The following is a 24108-nucleotide window of genomic DNA, read 5'->3' on the forward strand; positions in this document are numbered from 1 at the left end:
ACCCGGGCCCGGGTCCGCGACCGCGGGGTGAGCATCACCGAAAGCACAGAGGGCGTCACCGAGATCATCGCCCGCCTAAAAGGCCCTGATGCTGCGCTGTACTGGCGCCGCCTCACCGTGATGGCCCAGGGGGTATGCCCGCAGGATCCGCGCACGCTGGATCAGCGCCGCGCTGATGCCCACGGCGCGATCGGGGCCGGGTTCTTTCATCTGGCGTGTGAATGCGGTGGCCTTGACTGTCCCGCAGCGGTGGATGATGGCCGCGGCTCGGCGGTGGTGGTCCACATCTACGCCGAAAACGCCGCCCTGACCGCCCAGCCCGACCCGCTCACCGACGGCGACGACCCCGAATGCCGCGCCCTCAACAACCGCGCCCCAGAGCCCCGCGACACCCCCGCGCACGACGCCGAAACCAGTCCCTACGAGGGCAGCGACACCCCCGCCGACAGCCACGACCCCGAGGACGGCGACAATTCGGCCGGCACCGCGGTGGCGGGCAGCGACACCCCCGAGCACGGCGACGACCCTGAGTGCGCCGAAGCCGCCGAGGGCAGCGAGGTGGCTGGTGAACCCGATCGGCGTGCCGCGTTCCTACGGCCCCCGCCGGGAGTCATCGTCGGGTTCGGTCATGTGCCCGCCGCAGAAATCGCCGCCCGCATCGCCACCGGGGCCACCCTCAGGCATCTAACCCCGCCGGGAATCAACCCACAGAACCGATACCGACCGAGCACCGCCCTCGACGAATGGGTTCGGGCGCGGGATCTGACCTGCCGCTTCCCGCAGTGTGATCGCCCCGCCGCCTACGCCGATTTCGACCACACCACCCACTGGCCGGTCGGCCCCACCCACGCCTCAGCGGGCAAACTGCTGTGCCGCCAACACCACCTCGCCAAAACCTTCTGGGCGGGCTGGTCAGAGGTCCAGCATCCCGACGGCACCATCATCTGGACCACCCCGGCAGGCCGCACCTACACCACCCGACCCGGCAGCGCGCTGCTGTTCCCCACCGTCACCACCACCAGCGCCCCCGTCGACCTCCCCGCCCAACCACCCACCAGCGCGCACAAGATCCGCACCATGCCCACGCGGCGACAACGCAACCGCGCCAAAACAATCCGCTACCGCATCAAAGCCGAACGCGCACTCAACGACGCCTACGTCGCCGAACGCAACAAACCACCACCATTCTGACGGGCAACCGACCGACGGCCGTCAGCTGGCGAACAGCCGAGCCGTGCGGGTTTCGTGGCGCATACCGCTGATCTCCAGCGTGGGGGCGACGCTCCAGACATCAGTTGCGCCACGTTCGCAGGCTTCCCGTGCAAGCATGACCAGCATTGGGGCACAACGGGTTTGAATCTGCTGACTGTGGAGAGGCCCCAGCCTGCCCAATCTGATCGCCGCGCTCAGCATCGACGCCATCATGGACCGCAGCGAGCCGAGCACCGCAACGTGCACCGGAATTCCCAGCCGCGCCTGAAGCGCTCCCTCGATGACGGCGCAGTGTCCCGGCGTCGCACCGCTGAGGACCGCTTCGGCGTACGGCCAGTCGTCGACCAGGCCGCTCTGCCGGGACGCGGCTGCCAATTGCCGTCCCGCCGACTCCGACGCGATCCGCGCGTTGCCGTACAGCTTGTAGCTTGCTGTCACGTCGTCGAACTCGCGCAGGGCCTGCAGGTCGTTCGTCGCCCGCCAGGCGGCCGCCGCGATTGTGGCATCCAATGGCGCATAGCTGTTCGTCAGGTACAAGGTCACAACGTGCTCGATATCCACCCGGTCGGCACCAGGGTGGTCAACCAGCCACTGTTCCAGGCCCTGGCTGTGCACCATCCGACCCGTGGGAAACGCGCTGTCATGCAACTGCATCCACAGTGCCAGCGCGACATCTGGGTCAGTGGTGGTGGCCGGCATGGGAATCCGAGGACGTTCGAGACCATCCGTCGCGCGCCAGTGCCATCGCCGTCACTTGGCCCATGACTCCGAGGTCGGACATTAGTTTCTTGGCGGCGTGAGCACTGGTGAGCAGCGGAGCCGCCATTGCCTGCTCGCCTATGTCGATGGGGGCGTGCTGGTTGCCGAGCACGTAGCCAATCATCAGCATCCGTTGCTGGCTGTTGTTCGCGAACGGCACGACGATCGCGTCCTCGGCGGGACGCCGGACTACGACGATGTCGGTGCCGTCGTCAGCGATCACGGCCCCGTCGCGCAGAAAAGTGCCACGCGGCAATGTGATCTGGACGGTCAGCCCGGTATCCGCGGTGACGGCCTGGCGGTGCTTGGCCGCGTCGCCCCATCCGATATCGACGCGGTGGATCTTGCGCGCCATGAATTGCTGCTCGTCGACGTGGCCGAGTATCTCGTGCGCGTTCACCTCTCACCAGCTTCCGATCTCAGTTCAGCCCGCACCGCATCGAAGAGGTGTTGCCTGACACGCTGCAGTTCGGGTGCGTGCTGCGCCGTCAGCCGCGTAAACACCCCGGCCTCTTGGGGCATGATGCTCGCCCCACCGTGCACGCCGTCCGCGTCCTCGAGCGCGCGCCGGGTTTGGTCCAGCAATGCGGTGACGGGACGGCCGGGTGTGATGGCGAGGAAGGTGGCCAGGTAATCGCCGCCTATGAGAGAGGTTGCGCTGCTGCTTGATTGCGGGCGGATCAGCTGGCGGTCCCGCGCGACGATGCGTCCGTCGACGCTGACGGCGAGTGTGCTGTCATAGCAGGCGTAACCATAGCGTTCCCCGTGAGCGATCCGGCCGGCGGCGACAGCCTCCCACCCCAAGTAGACGCCCCCACGGTCGATGTCGACCGTGATCAGCTGCGCGAAACTCGAATCAGCATGGGGGATTACCGTTCCCGGGTAATACTGCAGGATCGCACCGTCACCTACGGTGAAGTGGAGCTGGTGCCGGGCGCCGGGGCCGTCACCGGCGAACACCTGGGTCGCCGCCTGCGTCGTCAGGTGCAGATGAGCGCCCCGTTGGCAGTGGACCCTGGTTTCCAGGTCGTCGTCGGAGAAGGCGCCGCCGCTGGGACTCTGGACGCACAGAGTTGCCGCCCCCGGGTCGTCGGGGTTGCAGTACAAAGGCATTGTCACCCGCTGTGGATACTGCTGCCGCAGCGTCGCCGTGCGAGTGCGCCCTGAGGCGTCGGCGATGACATCGATGCCGAGGACGCCCGGCCGGATGGCCACATCCGCAGTCACGTCGGGCTCGCGGTCAGCATGGCTCCTTCGAGCAGTCGCTCAGTGAGCTCCGTCAGCCCGAGCCCGGACCGCAGGTCCGTGAATACCGTGGGCTTGGCGGGACGTGCTGCGGCGCAGTCGCGGCGCATCGACTGGAGGTCGGCACCGACGAGCGGCGCGAGGTCGATCTTGTTGACGACCAACAGATCCGCCTGCAGCAGCCCGATGCCGTTCTTGCGGGGGATGTCGTCACCTGCGGCGGTGTCGATGACGAAGATCCAGTAGTCCACCAGATCGGAGGTGAACGTCGCGGCCAGGTTGTCGCCGCCGGATTCGATCAGGATGAGGTCGAGATCGGGAAAGGTCCGGTTCAAGCGCTCGGCGGCGGCGAGGTTGGCCGACGGATCCTCGCGGATAGCGGTGTGTGGGCAGGCTCCGGTCTCGACAGCGAGCACACGCTCGGGGTCGATGACGCCGCTGCGCCGTACGCGCTGCGCGTCCTCGTCGGTCACCAGATCGTTGGTGATCACCGCGACGCTGAACCCCGCTGCCGAGAGCTGGGGGACCAGGGTTTCGACGAGCCGGGTCTTCCCCGAGCCGACGGGGCCGCCGATCCCGATGCGAATCGGATCGGGCATGTTGTCCTCCTTGCTACTTGAGGGTGTACCGGCGCCCCAGCGGCACTGTGGTCATCGGCGTGCTGACACACGGTTGACCGTCGACGGTGACGCGGTAGGTGTCGGGTTCGATCGTGATCTCGGGCAGGTAGTCGTTGTGCAGCAGGTCGGTCTTCGTGAGGGCCCGTGCGCCGCGGCAGGCCACAAGCCGGGTGTCGAGTCCCAGCTTCTGACCGAGTCCGGCGTCAACCGCCGCGGCGGCAACGAAGTTCACCGATACGTCGGCCGGTGTCCGGCCGAACGCCGCCCACTGTGGTCGGTATTTCAGGGGTTCGCACGTCATCAGCGAGGCGTTGGCTTCACCCATCACCGACCAGGCAGGGAAGCCGCCCTTGAACACCACTTCGGGCCTGATGCCGAAGAACTTCGGCTCCCACAGCACGATATCGGCGAGCTTGCCCGGCTCCAGCGAGCCGACTTCGTGGTCGATGCCGAACAGCCGGGCCGGGTTGATCGTGAGCTTGGCGATGTAGCGCAAGATGCGGGCGTTGTCCGCGCCGGTTCCTTCGTCGCCGGGCAGCGGCCCGCGGGTTGCCCGCATGTGCGACGCGAGCTGCCAAGTGCGCGCGATCGTTTCGCCGATGCGCCCCATGCCTTGCGAGTCGGAACCCATCGCCGAGATCGCGCCGAGGTCGTGCAGCACATCTTCGGCGGCGATGGTCTCGCGGCGGATCCTCGACTCGGCGAATGCGACGTCCTCGGGGATGCGTGGGTTGAGGTGGTGACACACCATGACCATGTCCAGGTGCTCGTCGAACGTGTTGAGCGTGTACGGATTCGTCGGATTTGTCGATGACGGAAGGCAGTACGGCTCGCCGACGACGCGCATGATGTCAGGAGCGTGACCGCCGCCCGCACCTTCGGCGTGATAGGTGTGGATCGGCCTGCCGCCGATGGCACGCATCGTGTCCTCGAAGAAGCCCGACTCGTTGAGCGTGTCGGTGTGGATCTGAACCTGCAGGTCCAGCTCATCGCCGGCATCCAGCGAGGCCCGGATGGCGGCAGGGGTCGCACCCCAGTCCTCGTGGATCTTGTAGCCGATGGCGCCCGCCAGGCCTTGCTCGATGAGAGGTGCTGTGCTGGAGGCACTTCCGTTCCCGATGAAGCCGAAGTTCATCGGGAACCCTTCGGCGGCGCGCAGCATCCGAGCGAGATTGTTCGGGCCCGACGACGTGATGCCCACTGTGACGGGCCCCAGCCCGCCCCCGATCATCGTGGTGACGCCGGCCGAGATCGCCTCTTCGACCAGGCCGGCGCTGTCGAAGTGCACGTGCACATCGATGGCGCCCGCGGTCGCGATCATGCCTTCACCTGCTCGGATGTCGGTACCGGCGCCGATGACGAGCCCGGGGTCGACCCCGTCCATCGTTCGCGGGTTACCCGACTTGCCGATACCGGCGATCCGTCCATCACGAATCCCGATGTCGGCCTTGCGGATACCGAGAACCGCGTCGATGATCATCACGTTGGTGATCACGAAGTCCAGGGCTCCCGCATCGTTGGTGATGTCACCGTGAACGGCCATGCCTTCGCGCATCGTCTTGCCACCGCCGAAAACCGATTCGTCGCCGTAGACGCACGAATCATGTTCGACCTTGCCGAGCAGTTCGGTGTCGGCCAGCCGAACCCGGTCTCCGGTCGTCGGGCCGTACAGCTCGGCGTAGTGCCTGCGGTTGATCCGGTGTGCCACGTCAGGGCTCCTGCGGGGTGTCGAGGAATCCGAGAGCACGCATACGGCCCATCAGCTCGTTGTCCGGCGCTGCAGTCGTCACTGCATTCACGACGTCGTTCTGCCCGATCACGGTTCGCTCGCCGCCGTAGATGACCAACGAGACCTCCTGTGCCTCGCCGGGTTCAAAGCGGACCGCGGTGCCGGACGGGATGTCCAGCCGCATACCGAAAGTGGCGGAGCGGTCGAATCGCAGCGCGCGGTTGACCTCGAAGAAATGGAAGTGCGATCCGACCTGGATGGGGCGATCGCCGGTGTTCTCGACCGTCAGTGTCGCTGCGCGGCGTCCCGCGTTGAGCTCCAGTTCACCGCTACAGGGCAGGATTTCGCCTGGAACTACTCCGCTTTCGACCGACCGCTCTCCGGGGGCGATCGCATCGTGCACGGTGACGAGCTTCTGTCCGTCTTCGAAGAATGCCTCGACCTGTACCGAGCCCAACAGCACCGGCACACCGGGCATTACATCGTCGTCGGTGAGCACCGACGCGCCGTGTGCCGCCGCCTCGGCGACGGTCGAACCGGCGCGGGCGGACTCGAGGACTTCGTCGGCGATAAGAGCGCGGGCTTCGGCATAGGTGAGGGCCAGGCCCGCCGAGCGGCGTTTGCGTGCCAGCTCGGCGGCCAGGAACAGCAGCAGTCGGTCTTCGTCCTTCGGGGTCAGGTGCATGACTCAGCCTGTGATCCCGGCGGCCCAGGGGTAACTCTTCAGGTACGGGTCGGGCTCGATCGGGGCCGGGGAGGCCCACACCTGGTAGATGAGTCCGTCCTCGGCGACGCGCCCGATGCGGGCCGTCTTGGTGACGTGGTGGTTCTCGCCGTCCAGCGTGATGGTCCCCTCGGGCACGTCGACCGTCACACCGCCTGCGGCGTTCTGGATGTCGGGAACGGAGAACGAATTAGCTTTCTCCACAGTCGCTTTCCAGAGCATGACTGCGGCGTAGGCCGACTCCATCGGGTCGGAGGTCACCCGGTCGGCGCCGAAGCGTGTTTTGAAGTCCGCCACGAACCTCTCGTTCGCGGGGGAGTCCAGCGTTTGGTAGTAGTTCCACGAAGACAGCTGGTTGACGAGCGTTGGTGCGCCGATGCTGCGCACCTCTTCTTCTCCGACACACATCGACATGACGGGCATCTGCTCCGCGGTCAGGCCTGCGCTGCGGTACTCACGGAAGAATGCGTTGAGGGAGTCGCCGACCACGACGTTGAAGATCGCGTCGGCGTCCGCGGTGCGGATCTTGTTGACGATGGTCGAGAAGTCGGTACTGCCCAGCGGCGTGTAGTCCTCACCTTTGATCTCGATGCCGTTGGCCTGCGCGTACGCTTTGACGATCGCATTCGAGGTACGCGGGAACACATAGTCACTGCCGACCAGGTAGAGGGATTTCACCCCCTGTTCCTTGAGGTAGTCCAGCGACGGGATGATCTGCTGGTTGGTGGTGGCGCCGGTGTAGAAGATGTTGGGTGAGCTTTCCAGCCCTTCGTACTGCTGGCCGTAGTAGAGCAGCGCGTTGGAGTCTTCGAACACCGGGAGCATCGCCTTACGGCTCGCCGAGGTGTAACCCCCCGAAAACCGCAGCGACACAATCGGATTGCACGAGCTTCTGGGCCTTCTCGGCAAAGATTGTCGGCTCGGAGGCTCCGTCCTCGCCGATCAGCTCCAGCTGCTTGCCGAGCACACCTCCCGAGGCGTTGACCTGCTCGACTGCCAGCGTGATCGCATCGCGGATGACCGATTCGCTGACGGCAAGGCCGCCGGACAGCGAGTTGATGGCGCCCACCTTGACGGTGTCGCCGGAAGTGTCGACGCAGCTGTCCTGCGCCGCTGCGGACGCCCCGTCGTCGCCGGCGCGGCTTCCGCATCCCGCGGTGATCATGGAGATCGCCGCCAGAAGTGCGACGGAGCAATGTAGTCGTTTCATGAGGCCGCCTAAGAGTGGTGTCACTGCACGCACGACACTGTGCGACGGAATTACTGGCGCCCAGCGTAGGAATGTCGACACCGCGCAGCTATGGGAGGAATCTCCCATTTCACCGAACCGTTTTCGGCAGCGCCTCGGCTACGAAACATCGTCGAAACATGCCCTGCCGATGATGACCGGACGGACGGCGGAGGAACGGACATGGCCGGGAAGTATGGCGACGTGCTGGGTAGCGCCACCAGCATCCAGACCCGCGCCCACGATCTGCTCGACACGCTGGCCGGCCGCGCGGCATCGTCGGCCTCCGCGATATGCCTGTGGGACCCGATCCGGCGCTGCCATGTCGGCGTGGCCAACCACGAGTATCCCGCCGAGGTGATGGAGCACTTCAATTCGTGGTTTGTCGACAACGACCCGCTCTACGACGCGATGCGAGTGCACGGGCTCGGTGCGTTGAGGTGGCGGGACTTCCCTGATTACCGAACCGGCTATTCGGTCAATAACGTGTTCCGCCCCGCCGGATTCGACGAAGGACTGTCAGCGCGGCTGGTGACGGCCGACGGCACCTACGTCGGCACCATCCACGTCAATTGCGACGATCCTCGGTACCCGAGCGATGACGACGTCGCTGAGATCAACGTGCTGCGAGGGCAGATGGCCGAGCAGTTGGACTTCTCGCAGCGGCCAAGGATGGTCTCGGAGCTGATCGCCCCCGATGCGCAGGCCTGGGCCGTCGACGATTCCGGCCAAGCGCACCTGTTGCGGCACGGGGATACATTTGACTCCGCGCTCGATCCCTTGACCATCAGCGAACTGGCGCTCACCTTCCATGCTGCGAGCTTCAGACCTGACGTGCTGCGCTGGCACGACGGGACGTCCTGGCTGCACGTGCGGCGCATCGCGACGACGTCGCGCTATCGCGGGGACAGTCTCTGTGCGGTGCTGCTGGTGACGCGGGCGTCGTTGCCGATGGGAATCACGCCACGCGAACTCGACGCACTCACGCTTGCTGTTTGCGGATTCACCAATACCGAGATCGCCGGGCGACTGTTCATAAGTGCCCGCACTGCCGGGCATCATCTGGAGAGTGCATCTGCCAAGCTCGGGGCGGCCAACCGCGCTTCCTGTGCGTCGCACGCCATGTCGCTTGGCCTGGTGTCAGCTGACGTGCTGCGTGACCTTGGCGGCGGGCAGCCCGTCGCGGTCTAGAGCAACGCCATCAGGCCCACGCCTGACGTCAATTGTTTTGATGGTCAATCGAAGTCGGCGGGCCGCACCCGCAACTTGGCGGCGATGCGGGCGAGAGACCGTCGGTCGGTCGCTGTCAGCGGGTCGAGAACCAGTTCCCGTACCGCGCGCATGTGGATCGGGGCTGCCTTGACCACTACGCGATAGCCGGCATCGGTGAGCGCGGCGATGGTGTAACGACCGTCAGACGGGTCTGGGGATCGCATGACCCAGCCACGTTGCTCGAATCGCTTGACGACATTGGACAACCGCGACAGCGATCCGCTGGCCAGAAAAGCCAACTCGCTCATCCGGATTCGGCGCTGCGGAGCTTCGGAGACGTGACTGAGAACGAGGTAGTCGAAAAGCGTCAAGTCAACTTCGCGCAGCGGAGCCTCCAGTTTCCCGGGCAGGAGCATCATCAGCGAAACCAGCCCTGTCCAGGCTTCCTTCTCCTGCGGGTCGAGCCACCGCGGTTCGTCGGATCGTGCCACGTCCGTACCGTAGCGGAATAACTTCACGTGTGAAGTGATTGACTTAGTGAGTTCATGCTTGAAGTCATTACGAGAGGTGGTCAACCATGCCCGACGTCGAATTCTTTGTCACTCCTGGACTGGGCGAAACGTTCCGGCGGACGCGCCACTACAGCCAGGCTGTCAGGATTGGAGATCGGGTCGAGATCTCCGGCCAGGGCGGTTGGGCCGACGACCTCACCTTCCCCGACGATCTCGCGGACGAGATCGTCGCGGCGTTCGACAACGTCGAACGTGTGCTGGCGACCGCGGGCGCCACGTGGCGAGATGTCGTGTCGGTGAACTCCTATCACGTGTTGCCGCCCGGTGCAGAGGAGATCGGTGACGCCCACAACGACGTCATGATCGACCAGTTTCGCAAGCGCATGGGCGAGCGAGCACCGATCTGGACCGAGACCGGTGTCACGGTGCTCGGCGCGACCGGCATGCACATCGAGATACAGGTGACCGCGATCGTGGGCAGCGGGGAATGAATCCGCAGCGGGGAATGAATCCGGAGTTGCGCGCGCTTAGTGGGGCATGACCTTCACCCTGGGCGAAAATTCTGCGCTGCTGGCTACCGCGTCGATCGGTGGAGTCGAGGTGGCGAACCGGATTTTCATGGCACCGCTGACGAGATCGCGTGCCGACGCGGACGGCACCCCGTCTTCGCTGGCCGCGGAGTACTACTCGCAGCGGGCGCAGGCGGGCCTCATCATCAGCGAGGCGACTGCCGTCTGCGAACAGGCCAACGGCGCGTACATGAACACGCCCGGTATCTACACCGACCGGCAGCAGGACAGGTGGGCGGAGATCGCGTCTGCGGTGCATCGCGCCGGAGGCAAGATGTTCGTCCAGCTGTGGCACGTGGGGCGGATGGCGCATCCGGAGATCAGTGGTTTCGAATCCGTGGGGCCGTCACCGATCGCCGCCGATCTGCTCACCCATACACCGACCGGAAAGAAGCCACTGCCGGTGCCGCGAGCGCTGACGGTCAGTGAGATCGCCTCGATCGTCGGTCAATTCCGCTCGGCCGCGCGACGCGCCGTCGACGCCGGTATGGACGGCGTCGAAATCCATTCCGCCAACGGCTATCTCCTGCACGAGTTTCTCTCGGACGTCGTCAACCAACGCACCGACGCTTACGGTGGTTCGCCGCAGAACCGCGCCAGGCTGGCAGCCGAGGTCGTTGAAGCCGTCGCCGATGAGATTGGCCCCGAGCGGGTCGGCTTGCGTATCTCACCCGGGAACAAGGCCGGTGACATGTCCGAACGCGACGAGAGCAGCGCGTACGAGGCGCTGTTGTGCCGGATCAAGCCGCTTGATATCGGCTATCTCCACGTGGTTATCGAACCGTCGACGCCTGCGTTCGCGGCGGTGCGCACCGTATGGGAGGGTCCCCTGGTCCTCAATACGCCACGCACCGTCGACACCGACTTCGCACTGCTGGAGAACCTCGCGAATTGGGGCGTGATCAGTGCGGCCGCGATCGGTCGCGCATTCCTGGCCAACCCTGACCTGGTGACACGTTTGCAGGAGGGCGCGCCGCTGAACCGGCCCGATGAGTCGACGTTTTACGCCGCGGGACCTGCCGGATACATCGACTATCCGACGCTGGACGAAGTCGGCGTAGAGGAGCTGTCCGGCCTGGCCGGTTAGCCAAGGACCGGTGCCGGCTGCGGGAGCGGGTGGGCTCCTTGCGGTCGGAGTCCGTCGAAGATGATGGCGAGGTAGCGCTGCCAGAGCAACGGCTCTGGGGTGCGGAGGTTTTCGACGACGTGAATCGGCGCGCACATCATCAAGAAGATGTCGGCTTCGGTGATATCGGACCGGATTGCACCTGCAGTGCGCGCCCTGTCGACAAGAGTGCCGAGGCGCGCGTGCAACTGATCCATGATGTCGGTCACCCGCGGATCATCTTCGCTCGCCGCCTGGAGGAATGTCAGATCGTGGCGTTGTCGTTGATCGGCCGCCACGGTGAGGAATTGAAGCAGGGCAGCGCCCGGATCGTCGGCGTCCGCCAGCTGTGCCGCGGCGTCGGCGAGTGTGGAGACGTGTCGACACACGATGGAGGCGATCAGGTCCTCCTTGGTGGAGAAGTGTCGGAATACCGTGCCCTTGGCGACCCCTGCCCGTCGGGCGATATCAGCCACCGACGCCGAGGCGCCTCGCTCGGCGAACTCCGCCTCGGCAGCGCTCAGCAGCGACTCCCGGTTGCGCGCCGCGTCTGCTCGGAGGTTCACCGCCGAAGGATATCAAGTTGACCATTCGGTCATCTTATGATTCAGTCGACGTAAGGTGACCAATCGGTCATCTTGATGGCACGCAGCGAAAACTTCTGGAGCGCAATGAAAATCGACGGCACCACGGTTCTCGTCACGGGAGCCAACCGCGGCATCGGACACTTCTTCGCCCTTGAACTGGTTCGGCGTGGCGCCAAGGTCTACGCCGCGGCGCGGCGTCCCGAACTCGTCGACGTCCCCGGAGTCGAACCTATTCACGTCGACATCACCGACCAATCGTCGGTCGACGCGGCTGCCCAGCGTGCCGGGGACGTACAGATCCTGATCAACAACGCCGCTGAAACCGCCGGCGGAAGCCTGGTCACCGGAGATGTGACCGCCATCAGGGCCACCATGGAATCGAATTACTTCGGCACCCTCGCCATGATTCGCGCGTTCGCGCCGATCCTCGCTCGCAACGGCGGTGGCGCCATCCTCAACGTGCTGTCTGCGGCGGCATGGATGACAGTCGAGGGCAACACTGCCTATGCCGCGGCGAAATCGGCCGAGTGGGGTCTGACCAACGGGGTGCGGGTGGAACTCGCCAGCCAGGGCACGCTCGTCGCCGCTCTCGTCCCGGGACTCGTTGGCACCCAGACGCTCTTCGACTTCGCCGACAACAACGGAATCGCGCTCCCCGACAATGCGGTAATCGCTCCCGCGGATCTGGTCCGGCTGGCTCTCGACGGGCTGGAAGCCGGCGACATCGAGATCATGGACGCGTTGTCGGCCGATGCGAAAGCGACGCTGTCGGGGCCGCCACGGGCCTTCGCGCTGTGAGCGATCAGTGACGTCGCAGTCTGCGTAGGTGTGAACTCACCCGGCGGCGGGAAACACGGTCGGCATGGCTACCTACCGTGTACTCAATCCGCAGGGTGACGTCGTCGACACCAAGGACATCGAGAGCGCCGACGACGCGCACGCCTGGTTCGTCGACCAGAAGGCAGACAACTCCGAACTCGGTTGGCGGATGGAGGTCGAGCACGACGGTGAGTGGTCGTTCTTCGACGACACCGAAGGGTCTCCGGACTAAACACCGCTCCTTCGCGGCCAGACACAAACTCGCACGATCCATGCCCGGATCGTGCGAGTTTGTGTCTGCTCGCGCGGCTTGACCAGGGCCCAACCAAGCGGTTGGGCGAGGCTGCTAGCATCGCCGATAGAGGATCAGCCTCCCCGCGGTAGCGGCTTGTCTGCAGACCGCGGTACCAACCTGAACAGGACCTGGAGAGCACATGTCCGAAGAAGCCTTCATCTACGAGGCCATCCGTACGCCTCGCGGTAAGCAGCGCAACGGTTCGCTCAACGAGATCAAGCCCGTCAACCTCGTTGTCGGATTGATCGACGAGATCCGCGCGCGCCACCCCGACCTGGACGAGACACTCATCAGCGACGTCATCCTGGGCGTCGTCTCACCTGTCGGCGACCAGGGCGGTGACATCGCCCGAACCGCAGGTCTGGTCGCCGGGCTGCCGGAGACCACCGGCGGCTTCCAGCTCAACCGCTTCTGCGCCTCTGGGCTGGAGGCCGTGAACCTAGGCGCCCAGAAGGTGCGCTCGGGCTGGGACGACCTCGTCCTCGCCGGCGGTGTCGAGTCGATGAGCCGTGTGCCGATGGGCTCCGACGGCGGCGCCTGGGCCTCCGACCCGGAGACCAACTACCGCATCGGGTTCGTCCCGCAGGGCATTGGCGCCGACCTGATCGCCACCATCGAGGGCTTCTCCCGTGAGGACGTCGACGCCTACGCACTGCGCAGCCAGCAGAAGGCGGCCGCGGCGTGGTCGGGCGGCTACTTCGCCAAGTCCGTCGTTCCGGTCAAGGACCAGAACGGACTGGTGGTCCTTGATCACGACGAGCACATGCGTCCGGACACCACGCCCGAAGGGCTCGCGAAGCTCAAGACCGCGTTTGACGGCATCGGCGCGATGGGCGGCTTCGACGATGTGGCGCTGCAGAAGTACCACTACGTCGAAAAGATCAACCACGTTCACACCGGCGGCAACAGCTCGGGCATCGTCGACGGTGCCGCACTGGTGCTCATCGGCTCAGAAAGTGCGGGAACGTCGCAGGGCCTGACCCCCCGGGCGCGCATCGTCGCGACCGCGACCTCCGGCGCCGATCCGGTCATCATGCTCACCGGCCCGACCCCGGCCACCAAGAAGGTGCTCGACCGTGCCGGCCTGACGGTCGATGACATCGACCTGTTCGAGCTGAACGAGGCCTTCGCGTCGGTGGTGTTGAAGTTCCAGAAGGACCTGGACATCCCGGACGAGAAGCTGAACGTCAACGGTGGTGCCGTCGCGATGGGCCACCCGCTGGGCGCCACCGGCGCCATTATCATGGGCACCATGGTCGACGAGCTGGAGCGACGCAACGCACGTCGCGCGCTGGTCACGTTGTGCATCGGCGGCGGCATGGGTGTCGCGACCATCATCGAGCGCGTCTAGGAGAACGAGAAACCATGGCAGAGAACACCATTCAGTGGGACAAGGATGCCGACGGCATCGTCACCCTGACGTTGGACGACCCGACGGGTTCGGCCAACGTGATGAACGAGCACTACAAAGAGTCGATGCACAATGCCGTAGAACGCCTTGTGGCAGAGGCTGATTCGATCACCGGTGTCGTGATCGCCAGCGCGAAGAAGACCTTCTTCGCCGGTGGTGACCTCAAGGGAATGATGAACGTCGGCCCGGACAACGCGGCCGAGTCGTTCGCCGAGGTCGAGTTCATCAAGGCCGACCTGCGCAAGCTGGAGACCCTCGGCAAGCCTGTCGTCGCCGCGATCAACGGCGCGGCCCTTGGCGGCGGTCTGGAGATCGCGCTCGCGTGTCACCACCGCATCGCCGCCGACGTCAAGGGTGTGGTGATCGGTCTGCCCGAGGTCACCCTCGGCCTGCTGCCCGGTGGCGGCGGTGTGGCGCGTACCGTGCGCATGTTCGGCATCCAGAAGGCCTTCATGGAGATCCTCAGCCAGGGCACGCGGTTCAAGCCCGGCAAGGCCAAGGAGATCGGTCTGGTTGACGAACTGGTCGGAAGCGTCGATGAACTGGTGCCGGCGGCGAAGGCGTGGATCAAGGCCAACCCCGACGCACACACGCAGCCGTGGGATCAGAAGGGCTACAAGATGCCCGGCGGCACCCCGTCGCACCCCGCACTCGCGGCAATCCTGCCGTCGTTCCCGGCGCTGCTGCGCAAGCAGCTCAAGGGCGCGCCGATGCCCGCGCCGCGGGCGATCCTCGACGCCGCCGTCGAGGGTGCGCAGGTCGACTTCGAGACGGCTACCCGCATCGAGAGCCGCTACTTCGTCTCGCTGGTGACGGGCCAGACCGCCAAGAACATGATCCAGGCGTTCTTCCTGGATTTGCAGGCCATCAACGGCGGAGCCTCACGGCCGGACGGTATCGCCAAGCAGGAGATCCGCAAGATCGGTGTGCTCGGCGCGGGAATGATGGGCGCCGGCATCGCCTACGTCTCGGCCAAGGCCGGATACGACGTTGTCCTCAAGGATGTTTCCCAGGAAGCGGCCGAGAAGGGCAAGGGCTACTCGGAGAAGCTGGAAGCCAAGGCGCTCGAGCGGGGCCGCACCACGCAGGAGAAGTCCGACGAGCTGCTGGCCCGGATCACCCCGACGGCCGATCCGGCCGACCTGAAGGGCGTCGACTTCGTCATCGAGGCGGTCTTCGAGAACCAGGAACTCAAGCACAAGGTGTTCCAGGAGATCGAGGATATCGTCGAGCCGAACGCGCTGCTGGGGTCCAACACCTCCACGCTGCCCATCACCGGTCTGGCGACCGGGGTGAAGCGCCAGGAGGACTTCATCGGCATCCACTTCTTCTCGCCGGTCGACAAGATGCCGCTGGTGGAGATCATCAAGGGCGAGAAGACCTCTGACGAGGCGCTGGCCCGCGTGTTCGACTACACCCTGGCCATCGGCAAGACACCGATCGTGGTCAACGACAGCCGCGGCTTCTTCACCAGCCGGGTGATCGGCACGTTCGTCAACGAGGCACTCGCCATGCTCGGTGAGGGTGTGGCCCCGGCCAGCATCGAGCAGGCGGGTTCACAGGCCGGCTACCCGGCGGCGCCGCTGCAGCTGTCCGACGAACTCAACCTCGAGCTGATGCAGAAGATCGCCACCGAGACCCGCAAGGCCACCGAGGCAGCGGGTGGGACATACGAGCCGCATCCGGCCGAGGCCGTCGTGAACAAGATGATCGAGATCGGTCGTCCTTCGCGCCTGAAGGGCGCGGGCTTCTACGAGTATGTCGACGGCAAGCGCGTCGGCCTCTGGGAGGGGCTTGCCGACACCTTCAAGGGAGACGGCGTGGATATCCCGTTGCAGGACATGATCGATCGCATGCTGTTCGCCGAGGCTCTGGAGACCCAGAAGTGTCTCGACGAAGGCGTGCTGACCTCGACGGCCGACGCGAACATCGGTTCGATCATGGGCATCGGCTTCCCGCCGTACACGGGTGGTAGCGCGCAATTCATCGTCGGCTATCAGGGTGCAGGCGGCGTCGGCAAGGCCGCTTTCGTGGCTCGCGCCAAGGAGCTCGCTGCCAAGTACGGTGACCGCTTCAACCCGCCGGCTTCGCTGGAGGGATAATTTCGTCTGCCGAGTCCCCCGGAGCCGCAACGGTTTCGGGGGATTCGTCGTATTCGGGCAACGGCATGGTGTCGTAAAGCCGGACACCCCGATCGTTGAGCCGGGCGAGCGCCTGCGTCACGCCCAGCGGCAACACCGTGATCGCCCGGCCGATGCCGACGAGACCCCTGACGCCCCAGCGGCTTCCGGGGATGAGAGTCTTCGCGTTCGCTCACGCTCAGGGTTGGCGGGCGGATTCTCGCGCGATCGACGCGTCGGACGGTGAGACGGCATGGGTGAGGCCGTTAGCAACATGAACCCCTGCCGCCAGCTCCATCGCGTGTCTAAACACTTTGTAGCTGAGGAGCTTTCGGGACATGCGATGCCGGAGGGTGTGCCGTTCGTAGAACATGTCTTTCATGCTGCCCGCCCACCGCCCTCGCGGAAAGTGGCCCTAGTGCCGATACTCGTTAAGATAGTGACATGCACTCTGTCGCAATCCTCGCCTACGACGGCATGTCAGGGTTTGAGTCGGGTCTAGCCGCGGAGATCTTCGGCATGACCGAGCTGTCGGAAACGTTCTCGGCAGGCATCGAAAGGCCTTGGTACTCGGTCAAGTTGTGCTCTGAAAGCACCGAACTGCGGCTTCTCGGCGGCGCTACGGTGCGAACGTCCTACGGATTGGCCGACCTCGCCGACGCCGACACGGTGGTGATCCCGAGTGTCGGGGATGTCCACGCACCCGCTTCGCCCGACCTGGTTGATGCCATCAAAGCGGCCGACGCGCGCGGCGCCCGGTTGGTCTCCATTTGCTCCGGGGCGTTCGCCCTGGCAGCTGCGGGGGTGCTCGACGGTCGAACCGCCACCACACACTGGCTCTATACGAACCTGCTGAGGGAGGCATACCCGGATATCGACATCGACCCCGCGCCGCTCTACGTCGACACCGGACGCGTCCTCACCAGCGCCGGGTGCGCTGCGGGACTGGACCTCTGTCTCCATATCGTGCGATCCGACAAAGGGGTGCGGGTTGCCAATGATGTCGCCCGGCGGCTGGTCATTTCGCCGCACAGGGGCGGGGGACAGGCTCAGTACATCGAGACACCGGTCCCCGAGCCTGCCGGCGACGGCCGCATCGCGTCGGGAATGGCCTGGGCGGTGGAGAATCTCGACCGCCCGATCTCCCTCGACGAGATGGCCGCCCAGTCGACGATGTCGCGCCGCAGCTATCTGCGTCAGTTCGCAAAAGCCACCGGCACGACGCCGATCAAGTGGCTGACCGAGCAGCGTATCCAGGCCAGCCTCGCGCTGCTGGAGTCTTCGGAGTTGTCTGTCGAGCAGATTGCGGCCCGTGTCGGATTCGAATCGCCCGCGACCTACCGCCACCATTTCGTCCGGCAGATGCACACCACCCCGAGTGACTACCGCAGCGCATTCAGCACTTAGCTGCGAGCTTCTCAAGCGCTCTGCGGCGCCGTCGCGGTCTCATGCTCCACAATGGCGGGGTGACCGAGAGGCTTACCGCAAGCATTGCGGCAGCACTGAACAGCTACGGCGACCGCCCGTGCATCGAATTCGGAGGGCGTTGGTACACGGGAAAGGAGGTCGCGGCGTACGGGATCGCGATCACTGCGAGCTTGCGCGAGGCGGACGTCGCCGACGATGCGCCGGTCGGTCTGATCGTCCGTAATCGGCTCCACCACGCCGCGGCCATCGCGGGATTCCTGGCCGCCGGGCGCACCGTGGCGATGATCTATTCCTTCCAGTCGCCGGAGGCAATCGCCCGCGACGTGGAGCAGCTCAACCTCTCGGCAGTAGTGGCCGATTCCGAGGACTGGACACCGCCGGTCGTGTCCGCGACACGGCGGGTCGGCGGTGCGGGGATCGCCATCTCGCTCACCGAACCGGTCGTCGACCGCGTCCCCGGCCTGGAGTTGTGCGACTCCACGAAACCTCACGCGCCCGCGGAACCGGGTGTGGCACTGCAGATCCTGACGAGCGGGACCACAGGACCGCCGAAGCGGCAGGCCATCAAGATTCATGTTCTGGAGCGCACGGTGTTCAGCGTGACGGCGGGGGAGAAGGCGCCCGCCGATGCGCCGCCCGAATTCGCGTACTGGCAGTTCGGCGGCATCGGGGTGTGCCAGTTGATCGCAGGTATCTACAACGGCCGTCGCATCGCGATGATGGAGCGGTTCAGCATCGAGGGCTGGGTGGATGCGGTCAAGCGCCACCGCATAGCCCGCGCAGGGGTGCAGCCGGCCGTCATCAAGATGCTTCTCGACGCCGGCGTACCCCCGGTCGACCTCGCGTCGCTGGAGTTCCTGATCAGCGCTTCGGGCCCGCTGGATCCCGAGACGCGCGATGAGTTCGAGCAGCGGTACGGCATACCGATCAGGCTCGCTTACGGCGCCACCGAGTTCGCAGGTTCGCTGTGCGCGTGGACTCCCGACATGCTGAGCGAGTTCGGCGACTCGAAGCGCAACAGCGTTGGGCGTGCTCTGCCCGACACTGAGCTCCGGATCGTCGATGCCGACAGCGGAGTCGTGTTGCCACCCGGCGAGCAGGGGCTGCTGGAAGCCAAGGTCACCCCGATCGGACCGGATTGGATCCGTACCACCGACATCGCCAGCATCGACGACGACGGATTCGTCACGCTGCACGGGCGTGCCGACGGCGCCATCAACCGTGGAGGATTCAAGGTGCAGCCCGAGGCGGTGAGGCGGGTGCTGATCTCCCACCCGGCGGTGCGCGACGCCTGCGTCGTCGGAGTGCCCGACCCTCGCCTCGGCGAGGTTCCATTCGCGGCCATCGAAACCGTCGCTGGCGCTGCGTCGCCGTCCGACGACGACCTCAAAGAGTGGGTGCGCAAAGCACTTCCGGTCTACAACGTGCCCGTCGCGTTCGTTGCGGTCGACGAACTGCCGCGAAACCCGGCCCTCAAAGTGAGCTTGCCGGCTGTCGCGGCGCTCTACGACGGGTAACTACACCGAGCCAAGATCGGCGGACAGCCAGTGCGCCGTCTTGACGTACACGGCCACGCTCTCGCCGTGCTCGCGCCGGGCCAACTCGAGGTAGCCGTCCACACTTTCGGGGGGCAGGTAGCGCTTCGTCATCTCGACGAGCTGCTCATCGGTGCCCGGTTCGATGCGCAGCACAGGACCATCGACAGCTACGTACCGCACAGTGGGCTCCACGCGTTCCACCATGATCGATACGAAGCCGCTCGCTTCGATCAGCTGATGCTTGCGCGAACCGCGCCCAGTCGTGAACCACAGGTCGCCACCGGGTGTGTACTGGTACCAGATCGGAACCGTCAGCGGACCACGGTTCTCACCGTTGGACACCGACAGCGCACCGATGTGCGGTTCGGCCAGAAACTGCTCGCGTTCTTCCTTGGAAAGAGCCATGTCGCCACGCTAGCGATCACGGGTGACAACTCGGTGGCAGCGGCAGACCGTCGCCGAGGTTGACGTCCACCTAGAGTCGGATGCATGCGCTTTGGACTCTTCATCCCGCAGGGCTGGCGACTCGACCTCGTCGGAATCGAACCACGTGACCACTGGCGGGTGATGAGCGATCTCGCCACCTATGTCGACCGCGGAGACGTCTGGGACTCGCTGTGGGTGTACGACCACTTCCACACTGTGCCCGTCCCCACCGACGAGGCCACCCACGAAGCCTGGTCGTTGATGGCCGCCTACGCCGCGACGACGTCACGGATCAAGCTGGGGCAGATGTGTACGGCGATGAGTTACCGCAACCCCGCATACCTGGCCAAAGTGGCCGCGACAGCGGATGTCATCTCCGGCGGGCGGGTCCAGATGGGCATCGGCGGCGGATGGTACGAACACGAGTGGCGCGCCTACGGGTACGGCTTCCCCTCGGCCGGGGTGCGACTGGCACGACTCGACGAGGGCGTGCAGATCATGCGCGACGCATGGCGCGACGGTGTCGTCACCTTTGACGGCAAGCACTATCAGACCGACGGCGCCATCGTGGCGCCGCGCCCGCTGCAGGATGGCGGGATCCCGTTGTGGATCGCCGGAGGCGGCGAGAAGGTCACGCTGCGTATCGCGGCGAAGTACGCGCAGTACACCAACTTCACGTCGGAGCCCGATGGGTTCGAGCACAAGTCGCAGGTGCTGGCAGACCACTGTCGAGACGTCGGGACGGACTTCGGCGCGATCGTCCGCTCGGCGAACATCAATGTCGTCGTCGCGGCGACGGAGAACGAGGTCAAGGACCGGCTCGCCGCGGTGCGCTCACGCATCAGCGGGCTGACCGGCGAGGCCGCCGCGGATGCCATGCTGGACTCGATGAGCACTCCGCAGGCGGGTAGCGGTACGCCCGAACAGCTGGTCGAGGCGCTGCAGAAGCTACGGGGCCTGGGATGCGAGTACGTGATCTGCTACTTCCCAGAAGCCGCGTTCAATCGGTCCGGCATCGAGCTGTTCGAGCGCGAGGTCATTCCCGCGCTCGGATGAGAAGCGTTGAGCCTCAGGCTTTGTGGCTCAGCACATTGACAACATTGCCCTTGCTGTCGGCGAAGAAGAATCGGCGTACGCCCCATTCCTCGTCGCTCAGTGGGTGAATGATCGTCAACCCTGCCTGCACCGCGGCATCATGCGCGGCGTCGACATCGTCGACCTCGATGGACACGAACGGGTTGACGGGCGCAGTTGCGTCGCGCGTCATCAGGCTCACCTGGTGGCGGTGGTCAGGTTCGGCAAGTGTGGCAATCCAGCCGTGATTCATCACGACGTCGAGACCCAGTACCGCCCGATAGTTTTCGACTGCTCCGTCGAGGTCGTCGACGGTGACGACAGGTACCACGCGTCGAACCGTCATGGTGTACACCGTAGTGGGGCAACCGCACCGTCACCGAGCGGATCCACGCAGCAAACTGTATGAAAACCATGCCGTCCTTGTGTCGGTAATGACGTCAGTTGTGTCGTCCAGGCTGCAGGTCATCGTGGGCGAGCAGCGACGGCCTTTAAGACGCGCACATGAGCGCCACGCGTGCCGCGGGGTGCAGAAGCGCCTCAGGCAAGCTCGATTGCCAGATGAATTGGCCAACCATCCTCATATGCTTACCGGGCAGTAAGCACGGTAAGCCAACCCTCAGAGGGCATTGTGCACCTCATAGGCAAACCCAAATGCCACCGTTTGATCAACGTAGCCAGCCAATGTCCCGGATGGGCGATCGTGATTACGGCAGACGCTTGATCAGGAGTGTGTCAGAAAAGCTGCTGCATGCTGCAAGTATCCGGACCATCCGGCGTGGCGGCAAAAACTTTCTGCGGCAAATATTGGCGAGACCGTCACAAGATCATCTACTATCGCGTCTAGCCGAGCGGCGGTTCAAAAAAGTGGGCCTGCTCAGCAAAACCATGCTGTGCATGACGGACAGGTTGGGGAGCGGCATTGATGCTGCTTACAAAAGTGCGCCCGCAGGTGCGTGAGACCGTTCCGTGCCGGCATTCTGCGCGCTGCGCTGAGGCGTGCGACCCCCACGACTTTCCGGATCGCATCGCAGACGCAGCAAACGGAGGATAAGTATGTGCGCAACCTCTGCCCGGCATCGTGCTCCGCGTCGCGACGACGCATGCGCTGATGCCGGGATCTGGGTCGCTCGTCAGCTGGTGAGCTCGTCCCCTGGGGCGGCTCTGTCCAAGCATGCGCGCAGAACGCCGACCCGATTCGGACTGCACGTCGGACGGGTCGGGGCGCTGGCGGTATCACTGGGCGTCGGATTCGCGATCACCAGTACGTCGGGCGTCGCCTACGCAGGTACGGAGTCGGAATCGGCGGCGTCATCCGATTCGAAGAACGATGGGGGCGCCTCAGAAGGAGAATCGCCGACGTCTACCGGCACCGGCACCGGCACCGGCACCGATGCTGATGCCGATTCTGAGCAGTCCGAGCAGGACAACGACGAGTCGGACGGCGACGACGCCAGCACACCGGATATCGACGACTCCGAAACCGACCCGATCGACGGCGATGACGAAGAAGGAGACGACAGCGACGCGGGGGACCCGTCTGATACGGACACCGTCGTCGAAGAAGAACCGACCGATTACGAAGGCTCAGTGGGGGATGCCCCTCCACCTGCATCAGAAGCTGACCGAGACGTTCCTGTCGAAACACCACACCAGCCTCCCGACAGCGCCGGCGAGACTCCCGTCGACGACGGGCCGTCGATCGACGAAGCCGACGAATCGTCGACGATGATTGACGACGAGGCCGGCGTATCAACCGGTGCCGGTAGTGGGACCGAGGTCGTCGACCTCGGCTCGACCGTCCCCGCGAGCGTTGAGACGGGGACTGTTGCCACTGATCCTGCCACCGGCAGCAGCGTGGAATCGGTCGACATCCTCACCACGGTGGTGTCGAGCGTGCTTGCGCCGTTCTCCGATCCGGCGATCCCCGCGCGAGCGCCGTGGTTTGACGCGTTGCTGGCCTGGGTGCGACGTCAGATCAGACACACGTTCTTCAACGAGTCCCCCGAGTGGGGTCCGGCCACGTCTCAACAACTCCTGACCGGACAGGTGTTGCTCGACCTCAAGGCGCGCGACCCCGATGGCGACCCGCTGACATTCACAATCGTGCAGCCGAAGTACGGCTTGGTGGTTCGAGATCCCATCACAGGAAATTTCATCTACACCCCGACCACGGTCGTGACCGGTGCACCACTGGTCGACAACTTCAAGGTGACCATCAGCGACTCCTCCGAGCACCTCACGGGTCTCTGCGGAGTGATACAGGGAGTGTTCCACTTCCTTGCGCGCGCCATCGGGCTCGCCGAGCCGGATGAGGTGACTCTGATGGTCCCGGTCACGGTAAATCCGATCGTCGAGATGGCGCCGATACTTGTCGTCACGCCGGTCGCTGCAGGCACCGCCGGTGATGAAATTCGGGTCAGCCCGGTCGTCGTGATCACTGATCTGGATTCGAACACGTTGACCTCAGCCACCGTAACTCTGGATGACGCCGAGTCCGGGCAGTCCCTTGATTATGGTGAATTACCAAGTGGCGTAACCGCTTCCTACGCAGAAGGAGTTCTGACGTTCAGCGGGGCGGCAACTGTGCAGGCCTATCAGCAGCTTCTCGCGTCGGTCACTCTGACGACAACGACGGCTGCGCTCACGACGGTGTCGTTCCGCGTCGTCGACGATCAGGAGAACGAGAGCCTCCCCGCCGTGACTGTGGTCACCGTGGTGGGACTTCCCGTTGAACTTCCTCCCCTGGTGATTGTCTCACCGGTCGCAGCGGGTGCTGCTGGTTCGCCGATCACGATCAGCCCAATAGTGGTGATCACGGATCTCGACTCTCAGGAAATCCATTCTGCAACGGTCACACTCGACGATCCCTCGCCGGGCGACGTCCTGGCCTGGGGCACCGTTCCGTCGGGGATAGAGGTCACAACCGGTCACGGGTCGGTGACGTTCACGGGATCGGCGACTGTCGACGAATACGAACAGCTCCTGCAGTCGGTGACACTGACCTCGACGACCGCAGCGTTGAAATCGGTGTCCTTCACTGTCGTCGACTCCGACGGCAATCAGAACACCGTGCCTGCCAATACCATCGTCACGGTAATCGGTCTTCCCGTCGAGATCCCGCCGTTGCTGATCGTTTCTCCGGTAGCCACCGGTCTGGCGGAAACGGCCATAAGGATCACACCGATCGCCGTCATCACCGATCTCGACTCAGAGCAGATTCGTTCTGCCACAGTGACTGTCGAGAATGCCGTGATCGGCGATGTGCTGGGCTACGGTGCGGTCCCGGATGGTGTCGTGGTGTCCAGCGGCGGTGGGTCGGTGACATTCACCGGCATCGCGTCGATCGATGACTTCGAACAGCTCTTGGAGTCGATCACGTTGACATCGGCAGGACCAGGGATCAAGACGGTGTCGTTCACGGTGACTGATGTCGACGGCAACACCAATGTGCTGCCGGCGGGCACGGTGGTGACGGTGGTGGGGTTGGGGCCG

Annotated in this window: 22 protein-coding genes and 1 pseudogene; 12 read left to right on the forward strand and 11 right to left on the reverse strand. The window is 64.9% G+C overall.

Going from position 1 to position 24108, the window contains the following annotated elements; translation table 11 throughout:
- A partial coding sequence (locus AWC12_RS31960; RefSeq protein ID WP_085178460.1) for a DUF222 domain-containing protein occupies positions 1-1191 on the forward strand: 1191 nt, incomplete at its 5' end.
- Positions 1192-1212: 21 nt separating this feature from the next.
- On the opposite strand, the gene AWC12_RS30130 is transcribed toward AWC12_RS31960, so the two are convergent.
- The 7 genes and pseudogenes from AWC12_RS30130 to urtA all read right to left on the reverse strand — a co-directional run bounded on the left by AWC12_RS30130 (position 1213) and on the right by urtA (position 7499).
- Positions 1213-1911, reverse strand: coding sequence for an urease accessory protein UreF (locus AWC12_RS30130; RefSeq protein ID WP_085178461.1), 699 nt, complete (start codon positions 1909-1911; stop codon positions 1213-1215).
- Entirely contained in the window at positions 1892-2371 is a 480-nt protein-coding gene (locus tag AWC12_RS30135) for an urease accessory protein UreE (protein WP_085178463.1), read from the reverse strand. Before AWC12_RS30135 ends, AWC12_RS30130 begins: the two co-directional genes overlap by 20 nt.
- Positions 2368-3198, reverse strand: coding sequence for an urease accessory protein UreD (locus AWC12_RS30140; RefSeq protein ID WP_085178465.1), 831 nt, complete (start codon positions 3196-3198; stop codon positions 2368-2370). Before AWC12_RS30140 ends, AWC12_RS30135 begins: the two co-directional genes overlap by 4 nt.
- Positions 3195-3815, reverse strand: a complete 621-nt coding sequence (gene ureG / locus AWC12_RS30145) for an urease accessory protein UreG (protein ID WP_085178466.1) — start codon at positions 3813-3815, stop codon at positions 3195-3197. The genes AWC12_RS30140 and ureG overlap by 4 nt, the downstream gene beginning before the upstream one ends.
- A gap of 13 nt (positions 3816-3828) precedes the next feature.
- Positions 3829-5544, reverse strand: a complete 1716-nt coding sequence (gene ureC, locus AWC12_RS30150) for an urease subunit alpha (protein WP_085178467.1) — start codon at positions 5542-5544, stop codon at positions 3829-3831.
- Between the two features lies 1 nt (position 5545).
- Positions 5546-6250: an urease subunit beta gene (locus tag AWC12_RS30155; protein ID WP_085178468.1), complete on the reverse strand. Its 705-nt coding sequence runs from the start codon at positions 6248-6250 to the stop codon at positions 5546-5548.
- Positions 6251-6253: 3 nt separating this feature from the next.
- Positions 6254-7499: pseudogene (gene urtA, locus AWC12_RS30160) on the reverse strand (urea ABC transporter substrate-binding protein).
- A gap of 201 nt (positions 7500-7700) precedes the next feature.
- On the opposite strand from urtA, the gene AWC12_RS30165 reads away from it, so the two are divergent.
- On the forward strand, positions 7701-8708 hold the full coding sequence (locus AWC12_RS30165) for a helix-turn-helix transcriptional regulator (RefSeq protein ID WP_085178482.1): 1008 nt from the start codon (positions 7701-7703) through the stop codon (positions 8706-8708).
- Positions 8709-8752: 44 nt separating this feature from the next.
- Here AWC12_RS30165 and AWC12_RS30170 read toward each other — a convergent pair whose 3' ends face one another.
- On the reverse strand, positions 8753-9220 hold the full coding sequence (locus AWC12_RS30170) for a MarR family winged helix-turn-helix transcriptional regulator (RefSeq protein WP_024449498.1): 468 nt from the start codon (positions 9218-9220) through the stop codon (positions 8753-8755).
- Between the two features lie 86 nt (positions 9221-9306).
- On the opposite strand from AWC12_RS30170, the gene AWC12_RS30175 reads away from it, so the two are divergent.
- On the forward strand, positions 9307-9732 hold the full coding sequence (locus AWC12_RS30175) for a Rid family hydrolase (protein ID WP_085178470.1): 426 nt from the start codon (positions 9307-9309) through the stop codon (positions 9730-9732).
- 46 nt (positions 9733-9778) lie between these two features.
- Positions 9779-10897, forward strand: coding sequence for an alkene reductase (locus tag AWC12_RS30180; protein ID WP_024449500.1), 1119 nt, complete (start codon positions 9779-9781; stop codon positions 10895-10897).
- Here AWC12_RS30180 and AWC12_RS30185 read toward each other — a convergent pair.
- On the reverse strand, positions 10894-11481 hold the full coding sequence (locus AWC12_RS30185) for a TetR/AcrR family transcriptional regulator (RefSeq protein ID WP_085178472.1): 588 nt from the start codon (positions 11479-11481) through the stop codon (positions 10894-10896). The genes AWC12_RS30180 and AWC12_RS30185 overlap by 4 nt on opposite strands.
- 105 nt (positions 11482-11586) lie before the next feature.
- On the opposite strand from AWC12_RS30185, the gene AWC12_RS30190 reads away from it, so the two are divergent.
- From AWC12_RS30190 to AWC12_RS30215, 6 genes are all read left to right on the forward strand, one after another.
- Positions 11587-12300: an SDR family NAD(P)-dependent oxidoreductase gene (locus AWC12_RS30190; protein WP_085178484.1), complete on the forward strand. Its 714-nt coding sequence runs from the start codon at positions 11587-11589 to the stop codon at positions 12298-12300.
- 64 nt (positions 12301-12364) lie between these two features.
- Complete coding sequence (locus AWC12_RS30195; RefSeq protein ID WP_024449503.1) at positions 12365-12553, forward strand: hypothetical protein; 189 nt, start codon at positions 12365-12367, stop codon at positions 12551-12553.
- A gap of 202 nt (positions 12554-12755) precedes the next feature.
- Positions 12756-13967 (forward strand): acetyl-CoA C-acetyltransferase, encoded by a 1212-nt coding sequence (locus tag AWC12_RS30200; RefSeq protein ID WP_085178474.1) that lies wholly within the window; start codon positions 12756-12758, stop codon positions 13965-13967.
- A 14-nt stretch (positions 13968-13981) separates the two neighbouring features.
- Positions 13982-16129 carry a 3-hydroxyacyl-CoA dehydrogenase NAD-binding domain-containing protein gene (locus AWC12_RS30205; protein WP_085178475.1) on the forward strand — a complete coding sequence of 716 codons (2148 nt, stop codon included), beginning with the start codon at positions 13982-13984 and terminating at the stop codon, positions 16127-16129.
- Between the two features lie 462 nt (positions 16130-16591).
- Positions 16592-17554 carry a helix-turn-helix domain-containing protein gene (locus AWC12_RS30210; RefSeq protein WP_085178476.1) on the forward strand — a complete coding sequence of 321 codons (963 nt, stop codon included), beginning with the start codon at positions 16592-16594 and terminating at the stop codon, positions 17552-17554.
- Positions 17555-17595: 41 nt separating this feature from the next.
- Positions 17596-19092, forward strand: a complete 1497-nt coding sequence (locus tag AWC12_RS30215; protein WP_085178478.1) for a class I adenylate-forming enzyme family protein — start codon at positions 17596-17598, stop codon at positions 19090-19092.
- Here AWC12_RS30215 and AWC12_RS30220 read toward each other — a convergent pair whose 3' ends face one another.
- On the reverse strand, positions 19093-19518 hold the full coding sequence (locus tag AWC12_RS30220; RefSeq protein WP_024449508.1) for a pyridoxamine 5'-phosphate oxidase family protein: 426 nt from the start codon (positions 19516-19518) through the stop codon (positions 19093-19095).
- 84 nt (positions 19519-19602) lie between these two features.
- On the opposite strand from AWC12_RS30220, the gene AWC12_RS30225 reads away from it, so the two are divergent.
- Complete coding sequence (locus AWC12_RS30225) at positions 19603-20595, forward strand: LLM class F420-dependent oxidoreductase (protein WP_085178479.1); 993 nt, start codon at positions 19603-19605, stop codon at positions 20593-20595.
- A 13-nt stretch (positions 20596-20608) separates the two neighbouring features.
- Here AWC12_RS30225 and AWC12_RS30230 read toward each other — a convergent pair whose 3' ends face one another.
- The gene (locus tag AWC12_RS30230; protein ID WP_024449510.1) at positions 20609-20959 is read right to left on the reverse strand and encodes a VOC family protein; all 351 of its coding nucleotides are present in this window, start codon (positions 20957-20959) and stop codon (positions 20609-20611) included.
- A 794-nt stretch (positions 20960-21753) separates the two neighbouring features.
- On the opposite strand from AWC12_RS30230, the gene AWC12_RS30235 reads away from it, so the two are divergent.
- Positions 21754-24108 (forward strand): ICP22 family protein (locus AWC12_RS30235; protein ID WP_085178480.1); only part of this gene is annotated, 2355 nt, incomplete at its 3' end.

The sequence above is a fragment of the Mycolicibacterium iranicum genome (genome assembly GCF_002101705.1).
Lineage (GTDB): Bacteria > Actinomycetota > Actinomycetes > Mycobacteriales > Mycobacteriaceae > Mycobacterium > Mycobacterium iranicum.

Bases quoted from the DNA above. Each gene is read 5' to 3' on its own strand.
- AWC12_RS30130 (WP_085178461.1), bottom strand. From the start codon at position 1,911: ATGCCGGCCACCACCACTGACCCAGATGTCGCGCTGGCACTGTGGATG.
- ureG (WP_085178466.1), bottom strand. From the start codon at position 3,815: ATGCCCGATCCGATTCGCATCGGGATCGGCGGCCCCGTCGGCTCGGGG.
- AWC12_RS30155 (WP_085178468.1), bottom strand. From the start codon at position 6,250: ATGCACCTGACCCCGAAGGACGAAGACCGACTGCTGCTGTTCCTGGCC.
- AWC12_RS30165 (WP_085178482.1), top strand. From the start codon at position 7,701: ATGGCCGGGAAGTATGGCGACGTGCTGGGTAGCGCCACCAGCATCCAG.
- AWC12_RS30175 (WP_085178470.1), top strand. From the start codon at position 9,307: ATGCCCGACGTCGAATTCTTTGTCACTCCTGGACTGGGCGAAACGTTC.
- AWC12_RS30180 (WP_024449500.1), top strand. From the start codon at position 9,779: ATGACCTTCACCCTGGGCGAAAATTCTGCGCTGCTGGCTACCGCGTCG.
- AWC12_RS30190 (WP_085178484.1), top strand. From the start codon at position 11,587: ATGAAAATCGACGGCACCACGGTTCTCGTCACGGGAGCCAACCGCGGC.
- AWC12_RS30195 (WP_024449503.1), top strand. From the start codon at position 12,365: ATGGCTACCTACCGTGTACTCAATCCGCAGGGTGACGTCGTCGACACC.
- AWC12_RS30200 (WP_085178474.1), top strand. From the start codon at position 12,756: ATGTCCGAAGAAGCCTTCATCTACGAGGCCATCCGTACGCCTCGCGGT.
- AWC12_RS30205 (WP_085178475.1), top strand. From the start codon at position 13,982: ATGGCAGAGAACACCATTCAGTGGGACAAGGATGCCGACGGCATCGTC.
- AWC12_RS30210 (WP_085178476.1), top strand. From the start codon at position 16,592: ATGCACTCTGTCGCAATCCTCGCCTACGACGGCATGTCAGGGTTTGAG.
- AWC12_RS30215 (WP_085178478.1), top strand. From the start codon at position 17,596: ATGCTCCACAATGGCGGGGTGACCGAGAGGCTTACCGCAAGCATTGCG.
- AWC12_RS30220 (WP_024449508.1), bottom strand. From the start codon at position 19,518: ATGGCTCTTTCCAAGGAAGAACGCGAGCAGTTTCTGGCCGAACCGCAC.
- AWC12_RS30225 (WP_085178479.1), top strand. From the start codon at position 19,603: ATGCGCTTTGGACTCTTCATCCCGCAGGGCTGGCGACTCGACCTCGTC.
- AWC12_RS30230 (WP_024449510.1), bottom strand. From the start codon at position 20,959: ATGACGGTTCGACGCGTGGTACCTGTCGTCACCGTCGACGACCTCGAC.